This is a genomic window from Trichlorobacter sp., from assembly GCF_030247655.1.
Taxonomy (GTDB): domain Bacteria; phylum Desulfobacterota; class Desulfuromonadia; order Geobacterales; family Pseudopelobacteraceae; genus Trichlorobacter.
Map to the genome: position 1 here is coordinate 1 of NZ_JAOTRZ010000360.1, position 1630 is coordinate 1630.

Below are 1630 nucleotides of genomic sequence, written 5' to 3' on the forward strand. Positions count from 1 at the left end.
TTGCGTGGATAGCTGAACTCGCCAGTAAACGTGTAGTAGACTAGCTTTCCTAATTCTATCCAAATATCTGATGGCCAAAGAGGATGATCATAATGCTTACACTGGTAGTTGTCCCACAATTCTACATTTTTTTTTGACGTGGCAAGGGCAACGACATCCCTTCCCATATCACCAGCACCACCACACCGCTCCACTCGTTCGTAATTATCTCTCAGGGAGTCGGCCCATTCCAATACAAAGTCTTCCCACTGTGAATTGCTGAATAACTTTATCCGATCAATAGGTGCAACATATTGACCTGTGATCACACTACTTGCACTTACAGTAACAGGCTTCGGGCTAGGCAAGAGTTGGGTTGATGCCATACGGCCACCTCACTAACGTTCACACGACGCACATCAAGGTATACCTTCATGTCCTTTCGATGAATTAGGCCATGAATGCACCGCGCCCCCAACAATCAGAAAGTCAATAAATCTTATCAAATTTGCGTCATTCTCGCAAGCCACTTTAACATTTGCACTCCAGACGTTTAAATAGTTTTTCAAAAAATACACAGATGCAAAGCAAAAAACCTAATTTTTACTGTATTATCTATTGCCTACCTCTGTCAATCTATAGCATAATACCAAAAAATTATTGCAATTTTTATAAAACGCGGAAGGAGCTTCCTCCTCCCGCGTTCGCGATACCCAACTTACCCCAGACTCGGCAATAAGCCAACCGCCCGCTCCTTCTCTCCGACCATGTACTGGTAGTAAGTATCGGCAGTCATGGTGATTGTGGAGTGACCCATCAGCTTTGAAACAGCTGCCAAATCAGCCCCATTGGTCAGCATAGTGGTCGCATACAGATGCCGCAGATCATACATCCTTGTGGGGACTTTGATGCCAGCACGCTCAACTGCTGCCTGATATGCCTTGTTCATCCGCTCCACTGGCTTACCGTGATACTCGATCACATACCCTTGCTTCGACTCCTTTTGCTTCGCTTTCAACTTCTTAAGGAAATCAGAGGCAATAGGGATGGTCCGGTATGTCTTAGTCTTCGAAGCGTAAACCTTTATTGTACCCTTCACCCAGTCAATTTGACTGTACTTGATGGCAAAAAGCTCTGATACGCCTGGGCGCAGGCCTAGATTGAAGCACACCTCTATGGCCCAAGCAACATGCGTATCCGCGTGCTCCATGATCTTCTTGACATCTTTAAGCGTTATTTGAACCTCACGCGGACGCTCCTTCGTTTTCTTTCTGCCTTTGACAGGATTAACTGAACACAGGCCCATCGTAATGCCGAAATTGAACATCGCATTAAGATAGTCTGTGTATCGGTTAATAGTAATCATTGCCACAGGCTTACCCGTTTGGCTTTTGGCGTCTTGGTAATGCCGAATGAATGGCATGATGTCATTCGCATAAGACATACTGTCAACGACCTTGTTTCCCAACACCGGCAGGAATTGATTTTTGAAATGAGTCGATACGCTTTGTATATGACGTTCCGAACTTCCAGAAGCTTTGAGGTGGTCTACAAACTTTTCAGCAAGTTCCACCAAAGTAATGCCATGCTGAACAGGCTGCGCCGGCAACAACTGCTGAACGACAACCTGCGGAGGCATATAGACAGGTAC

General features: G+C 45.6%; 1 protein-coding gene and 1 pseudogene. Both read right to left on the reverse strand.

Translation table 11 applies throughout. The annotated features are described in order from the left end of the window. A pseudogene (locus OEL57_RS16680) lies at positions 1-365 on the reverse strand (hypothetical protein); the annotation flags it as partial. Between the two features lie 332 nt (positions 366-697). Continuing rightward, on the reverse strand, positions 698-1630 hold a 933-nt coding region (locus OEL57_RS16685; protein WP_300742069.1), incomplete at its 5' end, for a tyrosine-type recombinase/integrase.